Raw genomic sequence first — 8,472 nt, 5'->3', positions numbered from 1 at the left:
GTGCGCGGCGACGGCGAGCGGCGGCTGCGCGGCTATTCCGGCGCCGGCCCGGACCCGCGTGACCCGCAGCCGCTCGGCGCGGTGCTGAACAAGCTGGTGAAGGCGCGGGGGTGGCAGCAGCCGGCGGCCGAGGCGACGGTCTTCGGCGCCTGGGAGAAGGTGGTCGGGCCGGAGGTCGCCCAGCACAGCCGCCCGGTGAAGCTGGAGAACGGCGAGCTGACCGTGGAGGCCCGTTCGACGGCCTGGGCCACCCAGTTGCGCCTGTTGGCCGGCTCGCTGCTCAAGCAGATCGCCCGTGAGGTCGGCCACAACGTGGTGCGCAAGTTGCACATCCACGGGCCGGCCGCGCCGTCCTGGTCGCGGGGGCCGCGTCGGGTGCGCGGCCGTGGGCCGCGCGACACCTACGGCTGACCGACGCCCCCGGCGCGTCGTGCCTCTCGGCGGGCGCGCTTGAGTTCCCGTTGCTCACGGCTCCACTGCTTGCGCCGCTCCAGGTCCTGCTTCCAGGCCTCGCGCGCCAGCCGGGAGCCGCCCTGCACGGCACCCTGCACCTGGGAGGGGCCGGCGAGGTTGCGGAAGACCCAGCCCAGCAGGCGTCCGCCCTGGCCGGAGGCGTCGCCCACCTGCTCGTCGCTGCTCATCGCCGCCTCTTCCCTGTCCGCTCTGGTACTTGGTGCACAAACAATTGGTACACCAATTGTTGGTATCATCGCAACGACGACGAGGAGGGACGCACGTGACCGACCGGGTCGAGGACGATCCCCTGGCGCTGGAGCAGCAGGTCTGCTTCGCCCTGTCCGTCGCCGCTCGTGGGGTCGTCGCCGTCTACCGTCCGCTGCTGGAGCCGATGGGCCTGACCCATCCGCAATACCTGGTCATGTTGGCGCTCTGGCAGCACGCGCCGCTGTCGGGCCGGGAGCTGAGCCGGTTGCTCCAGCTCGACCCGGGGACGCTGTCGCCGCTGCTGAAGCGGCTGGAGGCCGCCGGCTACGTACGGCGCGGACGGGACGCCTCGGACGAGCGCAGCCTGGCCGTCTCACTCACCCCCGAGGGGCAGGCGCTGCGGGCGCGGGCCGAGCGGATCCCGCCGGCCGTCGTGCAGCGGCTCGGCCTGCCGCTGGCCGAGCTGCGGCAGCTGCACGGCGCGCTCACCGAGGTGATCGCGGCCGCCAGCCGGGCCACCACCGGACCCGCCGACCCGGGTCAGACGTCGGCGTAGACGGCGAAGCCCCGCTCGGCGCACCGCCGGTAGAACGCCGCGAGCACGCTCAGCTCGGCACAGGTGAAGTTCCACTGCGGCGGCTCGCCGCTCTCGTCCCGCAACCGGTCGAGCCGGCTGTCCAGCCAGCGGAGCTGCTGTTCGGCGAGCCGCCCGTCGCCGAGCAGCGCGCGCAACACCTCGCTGACCGACTCGAACGTGACCGCCTCGCCGTACGGGCGGTGCCGGGCGACGAACTTCTCCACACCCTCGGCGATCCAGGAGCACCCGTCGGGGTCGATCACCGGGTCCTCGTCCTCGGCCGCGTTCTCCGTGGCGTAGAGCACATTCTCCAGGCCGAGGATCAGGTCGACCAGCTCCGTGTACGCGGTCGCCCGCACCGTGCCGGTCTTCGCGATCAGCTCGGCGAGCGCGGCGGTCGGTGCGGAGATGCGTGGCACGTCCACGATCTCGCCGAAGTCCACGAACTCAGCCGGCGCGACCGGATCGTAGAAGCGGCCGGTACGCGGCCAGTGCACCGCGACGTTGTCCAGCCCCATCTGGCTCACCTCTCACCAAGCGTCGTCGGACCATCTCCGGCGATGGTCCCCGGTCCGGGCGCGAAAGATCAAGACCGCAAGGGCGGCGCCGCAAAAGGTACGGCACGTCGAGTTCCGCCGCGACCCCCGGTCGGGCCCCGCCGTCCGCCGGTCCGGCGACCGGCCACGGGTCGCGGCGGCCGATGGCGCGGCACGGGTCCTCTGGCGTGTAGGGGGAGTCGCAGGCAGCGAGGTTCGTCCGGCTACGGCATTCTCAGCCGCCCCGGAGAGGGTGCCGAGTGGCGGTTTGGTCGGCTCCGCACAGTAAGATTGAGGGCGAGACGAAAGACCCGACACGGAGCGACGGACACGGGCCCTCAGGGCCCTTGATCATTGTCCCGCATCGGGTCCGAGCCGATCGCGATCCGCGGGCATCCGCGGCGACCGGCGTACACGATCCGTGACCTGGCGATCCCGGGGGCGGACCGTGCGCGTCGACGTCGCGTCCTGTCCGCCGAACCCGCGCCCCGCGCCCACGCGCGGCCGGTGCGAGAAAGTGGCCGAGGGTGGCAGCGGAGGACAACAAGAAGTACGGCGCCGAGTCCATCACCGTGCTGGAGGGCCTGGAAGCGGTCCGGAAGCGGCCCGGTATGTACATCGGGTCCACCGGCGAGCGCGGTCTGCACCACCTGGTGTGGGAGGTCGTCGACAACGCGGTGGACGAGGCGCTGGCCGGGCACTGCGACACCATCGACGTGGTGCTCCTCGGCGACGGGGGGGTCCGGGTCACCGACAACGGCCGCGGCTTCCCGGTCGACCTGCACCCCAAGCTGAAGAAGCCGGGCGTCGAGGTCGCGCTGACCGTGCTGCACGCCGGTGGCAAGTTCGACGGCAAGGCGTACGCGGTCTCCGGCGGCCTGCACGGCGTCGGCGTCTCCGTGGTCAACGCGCTGTCCACCAGGATGGCCGTGGAGATCCACAAGGACAACTTCGTCTGGCGGCAGCGCTACGACCACTCCAAGCCGACGCCGCTGGAGAAGGGCGAGCCGACCGACCGGACCGGGTCCGCGGTGTCGTTCTGGCCGGACCCGGACGTCTTCGAGACCGTCGACTTCGACTTCCACACCATCTACCGGCGACTCCAGGAGATGGCCTTCCTCACTCGGGGCCTCACCATCCACCTGCTCGACGAGCGGGTGCCGGAGGACGAGGAAGGGAAGATCCGCGAGGTCACCTTCCACTACGAGGGCGGCATCGCCGACTTCGTCCGGCACCTCAACGCCTCGAAGAACCCGATCCACAAGACGGTGGTCGAGTTCGGCGCCGAGGAGACGGGCATGTCGGTCGAGATCGCCATGCAGTGGAACGAGTCGTACGGCGAGTCGGTCTACACCTTCGCCAACAACATCAACACCCACGAGGGCGGCACCCACGAGGAGGGCTTCCGGGCCGCGTTGACAAGCGTGGTCAACCGCTACGGCGCCGAGAAGAAGCTGCTCAAGGGCGACGAGCGGCTCTCCGGGGAAGACATCCGCGAGGGCTTGGCCGCGATCATCTCGGTCAAGCTGACCGACCCGCAGTTCGAGGGTCAGACCAAGACCAAGCTGGGCAACACCCCGGTCAAGGGCTTCGTGCAGCGGGTCTGCAACGAGTCGCTTGTCGACTGGTTCGACCGCAACCCGGCCGAGGCGAAGATCATCATCCAGAAGGCGTCCCAGGCCGCGCGGGCCCGGATCGCCGCCCAGCAGGCGCGCAAGCTCGCCCGCCGCAAGTCGCTGCTGGAGTCCGGCTCGATGCCGGGCAAGCTGGCCGACTGCCAGTCGACCGATCCGCGCGAGTCCGAGGTCTTCATCGTCGAGGGTGACTCGGCAGGCGGTTCGGCCAAGCAGGGTCGCGACCCGCGCACGCAGGCGATCCTGCCGATCCGCGGCAAGATCCTCAACGTGGAGAAGGCCCGGATCGACCGGGTGCTGAAGAACAACGAGGTGCAGGCGCTGATCACCGCGCTGGGCACCGGCATCCACGACGACTTCGACATCGAGAAGCTGCGCTACCACAAGATCGTGCTGATGGCCGACGCCGACGTCGACGGCCAGCACATCCAGACGCTCCTGCTCACCCTGCTGTTCCGCTTCATGCGGCCGCTCGTCGAGCTGGGCCACGTCTACCTGGCCGCCCCGCCGCTATACAAGATCAAGTGGAACAAGAAGGGCGACGACGCCCAGTACGCGTACTCCGACCGGGAGCGTGACGGGCTGATCGCGCTGCGTCAGCAGAAGAAGGCCAACGCCCGGCCGGACGACATCCAGCGGTTCAAGGGTCTCGGTGAGATGAACTACCCCGAGCTGTGGGAGACCACGATGAACCCGGCCACCCGCACCCTGCGTCAGGTCACGCTGGACGACGCCGCAACCGCGGACGAGCTGTTCAGCGTCCTCATGGGTGAGGACGTCGAGGCACGTCGCTCGTTCATCCAGCGCAACGCCAAGGACGTGCGGTTCCTGGACATCTGACGGACCGGTCCGGGCCGGCCGGCGATCCACCGGTCGGCCCGGCGGTCCACAGAGTTATCCACAGCCTGAACGCTTTCCACAGCCGTTATCCACAGCGAGACCACGACTGAAGAGTCTGATAAGGGTTAACAGTGACCGATACTCCCGAGTCCACCCCGAACGAGCCGGAGACCCCGGAGACACTGGCCGCGGTCGTCCAGCACGACCGGATCGAGCCGGTCGGCCTCGAGGTCGAGATGCAGCGCTCGTACCTCGACTACGCGATGAGCGTCATCGTCGGGCGGGCCCTGCCGGACGTCCGGGACGGGCTCAAGCCGGTCCACCGCAAGATCCTCTACGCCATGTTCGACTCCGGCTACCGCCCGGACCGCGGCTACGTGAAGTGCTCCCGGGTCGTCGGCGACGTGATGGGCCAGTTCCACCCCCACGGTGACTCGGCCATCTACGACGCGCTGGTCCGGATGGCGCAGCCGTGGTCGCTGCGCTACCCGCTGGTCGACGGCAACGGCAACTTCGGCTCGCCCGGAAATGATCCGGCTGCGGCCATGAGGTACTGTCTTGTCGCGGATGTCCGTATTCGTACCGCTGACGGCAGCATGCGGATCGGCGACGTCGTCCCGGACGCCGCGCCGAGCAGCGAGACCGACGTCGAGCTCAAGGTCCGCGACCGCAACGGCGACCTCGTCCGCGCCTCCAAGTTCTTCCACTCCGGCGAGCACCCGACGCTGCGGCTGCGCACCCGCGAGGGGTACGAGCTGACCGGCACCCACAACCACCCGGTGCTCTGCCTGGTGAACGTGGCCGGTGTGCCGACCCTGCTGTGGAAGCTGCTCGCCGAGATCGCCCCGGGCGACCGGGTGGTCCTCCAGCGCAGCGTGCCGGACGAGGTCGGCTACCCGATGCTGGAGCACGTCGAGGCGGCCGTGCTGGCCGGCGCGTTCGTGTCCGAGGGGTGGGTGTCGGAGCAGCGGGCCGGCTTCAACAACGTGGACCGGGAGTTCTTCGTCCGGGTCCTCGCGGCCTACGACCTCGCGGTCGGCGGCCCCCGGTACGTCGCCGAGCGGGTCATCGCCTCCGGCAGCACGCTGCACGAACTCGACGTACAGGACCTCTCCGCACTCCGCGCGAGCGTGCTCGGCGAGATGGTGGGCGCGCGGAGCGCCGACAAGTTCGTGCCGGAGTTCGTCTGGCGCGGGCCGGCCGCGGTCAAGCGCGCCTTCCTCCAGGCGCTCTTCGAGGGCGACGGCTCGTCCTCGCTGCTGCCCCGCAACACCATCCAGATCTCGTACTCGACCCGCAGCGAGCGGCTGGCCCGCGAGGTGCAGCAGCTGCTGCTGGAGTTCGGCGTGGTCAGCCGTCAGTGCCGTTACGACGACGGCGAGATCAAGGTCGTCGTCACCAACCGGCGGGACGCCCGGATCTTCGCTGCCCACGTCGGCTTCCTTGGTCGCAAGCAGGCCAAGCTGGAGTCGGAGTTGGCCGAGGTGCCCGCGAGCAGCACGGCGCTCTCCGGCGATCACGTGCCGTTCGTCGGCGACTTCATCCGTGAGCACGGCGCGAGCCGCTGGACCGAGCGTGACTGGCTGCGCCGGCACAACGTGGACCGGGTCGAACGCTGGGAGCGGGACCGCGAGGAGATCGCGGCCCGGATCACCGAGCCGGGCATCCTCGACGTGGTCGAGCCGCTCGTAGACGGGCGCTTCTACTACGCCGAGGTGACCGAGATCACCGACGCCGGTGTGCAGCCGGTCTACAGCATCCGGGTGGACACCGACGACCACTCGTTCGTCTCCGACGGCTTCGTCAGCCACAACACCGAGTGCAAGCTCGACCCGCTCGCCATGGAGATGCTGCGGGACATCGACGAGGACACCGTCGACCTCCAGGACAACTACGACGGCCGGGCCAAGGAGCCCACCATCCTGCCGTCGCGGATCCCGAACCTGCTGATCAACGGGTCCGAGGGCATCGCGGTCGGCATGGCCACCAAGATCCCGCCGCACAACCTGCGTGAGATCGGCGCGGCCGTGCAGTGGTGCCTGGAGCACCCCGAGGCCGACGAGGCAACCACGCTGGAAGCCCTGCTGGAGATCGTCAAGGGCCCGGACTTCCCGACCCACGGCCTGATCGTCGGGCAGCAGGCCATCCAGGACGCCTACCGGACCGGGCGCGGCTCGATCCGGATGCGCGCGGTGGTCGAGGTCGAGGAGGACAAGCGGGGCCGGCCGGCGCTGGTGGTCAGCGAGCTGCCCTACCAGGTCAACCCGGACAACCTGGCCGAGCGCATCGCCGAGCTGATCAAGGAGGGCAAGCTCGCCGGCATCGCCGACATCCGCGACGAGTCCTCCGGGCGTACCGGCATGCGGATCGTGCTCGTGCTCAAGCGCGACGCGGTCGCCAAGGTGGTGCTGAACAACCTCTACAAGCACACCCAGCTCCAGGAGACGTTCGGCGCCAACATGCTGGCGCTCGTCGACGGCGTGCCGCGCACGCTCAACCTGGCCCAGTTCATCCGCTACTACGTCGAGCACCAGATCGAGGTGATCCGGCGGCGGACCGCGTTCCGGCTGCGCAAGGCGGAGGAGCGGGCGCACATCCTGCGCGGTCTGTCCAAGGCGCTGGACGCGCTGGACGAGGTGATCGCCCTGATCCGGCGCTCGCCCACGGTCGAGGACGCCCGGCAGGGCCTGATCCGGCTGCTGGACATCGACGAGGTCCAGGCGACCGCGATCCTGGACATGCAGCTGCGCCGGCTGGCCGCCCTGGAGCGGCAGCGGATCCTGGACGACCTGGCCAAGCTCGAACTGGAGATCGCCGACCTCAAGGACATCCTGGCCAAGCCGGAGCGGCAGCGGCGGATCGTCTCCGACGAGCTGGGCGAGATCGTCGCCAAGTGGGGCGACGAGCGCCGCACCAAGATCGTGCCGTTCGACGGCGAGGTCTCGATGGAGGACCTCATCGCCCGCGAGGACGTGGTCGTGACGATCACGCGCACCGGGTACGCCAAGCGGACGAAGGTCGACCTCTACCGGTCGCAGCGGCGTGGGGGCAAGGGCGTCAGCGGGGCGACGCTCCGGCAGGACGACATTGTGAGCCACTTCTTCGTATGCTCTACCCACGACTGGATCCTGTTCTTCACGAACAAGGGTCGGGTCTACCGGGCGAAGGCGTACGAGCTTCCCGAGGCCAGTAGGGTGGCCAAGGGCCAGCACGTGGCCAACCTGCTCGCGTTCCAACCGGACGAGCAGATCGCGCAGATCATCGAAATCCCGAACTACCAGGTGGCGCCCTACCTGGTACTGGCCACGAGAAACGGCCTGGTGAAGAAGACGCGGCTCGAGGAGTTCGACTCCAACCGTTCCGGCGGCATCATCGCGGTCAACCTGCGCGATGAGGACGAGCTGGTCGGTGCGGTCCTGGTGGCTCCGGAGGACGACCTGCTGCTCGTGTCGAAGAACGCGCAGGCCATCCGCTTCAACGCCACCGACGAGGCGCTGCGTCCGATGGGCCGGGCCACCTCCGGAGTGATCGGCATGCGCTTCAGCGGCGAGGACGAGTTGCTCGCCGTCGAGGTGGTCCGGGAGGGTCTGGACGTTCTGGTCGCGACGAACGGGGGTTACGCGAAACGTACCCCGATCGAGGAATACCCGGTCCAGGGCCGGGGAGGTAAGGGCGTGCTGACTGCGAAGATCACCGAGCGACGCGGTGGTCTGGTCGGCGCGGTCGTGATCGATCCGGAGGACGAGCTGTTCGCCATCACCAGCAATGGCGGCGTCATCCGGACTCCGGTGAAGCCTGTACGCCGTACGCGTGACCGGAACACAATGGGGGTCAAGCTGATGGACCTCCCGGACGGCGTGACTATCGTGGCGATTGCTCGCAATGCCGACGAGCCTGACGAACAGGACTAGTTGATGACGGAGACACAGGCGAAGTCGGGGAACAAGGGGACCTCGGCCACCCCGGTCGAGGAGGAGGCCGCGCAGGGCAATACACCAGCGACCGGCCGTGCGGCCGTGGGTCGGGCCACGGTCCCCGCCGACGCGCCTGCCCCGAAGTTCACCCGGGCCCCCGGCATGGCCCCGCCTCCCGACAAGCCCGCCGAGGGCTCGGGGGCACGCGACGCCACCGACACCCGGGTCGACGCGCCCACCTCGGCCGACGGCCTGGCCGCCCCGGCGGCGGCGAAGCCCGCCACGAGCACACCGCCGACCGCGCCGAC

General features: G+C 69.5%; 6 protein-coding genes and 1 pseudogene. 5 read left to right on the top strand and 2 right to left on the bottom strand.

Annotation, left to right across the window (positions count from 1 at the left end; all coding sequences use genetic code 11):
- Positions 1–411, top strand: a 411-nt coding sequence (locus HUW36_RS19550; RefSeq protein WP_174529500.1) for a DciA family protein, incomplete at its 5' end; no start/stop codon positions are given.
- Here HUW36_RS19550 and HUW36_RS19545 read toward each other — a convergent pair.
- Positions 402–641: a hypothetical protein gene (locus HUW36_RS19545; protein WP_174529499.1), complete on the bottom strand. Its 240-nt coding sequence runs from the start codon at positions 639–641 to the stop codon at positions 402–404. The two genes, HUW36_RS19550 and HUW36_RS19545, sit on opposite strands and share 10 nt — an antisense overlap.
- A 95-nt stretch (positions 642–736) precedes the next feature.
- Between HUW36_RS19545 and HUW36_RS19540 the strand changes: the two genes are divergently transcribed.
- Positions 737–1,219 (top strand): MarR family winged helix-turn-helix transcriptional regulator, encoded by a 483-nt coding sequence (locus HUW36_RS19540; RefSeq protein ID WP_174529498.1) that lies wholly within the window; start codon positions 737–739, stop codon positions 1,217–1,219.
- Here the strand turns inward: HUW36_RS19540 and HUW36_RS19535 are convergent.
- Positions 1,204–1,758, bottom strand: coding sequence for a hypothetical protein (locus HUW36_RS19535; protein ID WP_174529497.1), 555 nt, complete (start codon positions 1,756–1,758; stop codon positions 1,204–1,206). The genes HUW36_RS19540 and HUW36_RS19535 overlap by 16 nt on opposite strands.
- A 545-nt stretch (positions 1,759–2,303) precedes the next feature.
- On the opposite strand from HUW36_RS19535, the gene gyrB reads away from it, so the two are divergent.
- From gyrB to HUW36_RS19520, 3 genes and pseudogenes are all read left to right on the top strand, one after another.
- Positions 2,304–4,250 carry a DNA topoisomerase (ATP-hydrolyzing) subunit B gene (gene gyrB, locus HUW36_RS19530; RefSeq protein WP_174529496.1) on the top strand — a complete coding sequence of 649 codons (1,947 nt, stop codon included), beginning with the start codon at positions 2,304–2,306 and terminating at the stop codon, positions 4,248–4,250.
- A 131-nt stretch (positions 4,251–4,381) separates the two neighbouring features.
- On the top strand, positions 4,382–8,161 hold the full coding sequence (gene gyrA, locus HUW36_RS19525) for an intein-containing DNA gyrase subunit A (protein ID WP_174529495.1): 3,780 nt from the start codon (positions 4,382–4,384) through the stop codon (positions 8,159–8,161).
- A 3-nt stretch (positions 8,162–8,164) separates the two neighbouring features.
- A pseudogene (locus HUW36_RS19520) lies at positions 8,165–8,472 on the top strand (DUF3566 domain-containing protein); the annotation flags it as partial.

This window comes from Micromonospora maritima (assembly GCF_902825405.1).
Taxonomy (GTDB): Bacteria; Actinomycetota; Actinomycetes; order Mycobacteriales; family Micromonosporaceae; genus Micromonospora; species Micromonospora maritima.
This window is presented reverse-complemented; position numbering and strand designations above follow the sequence as displayed.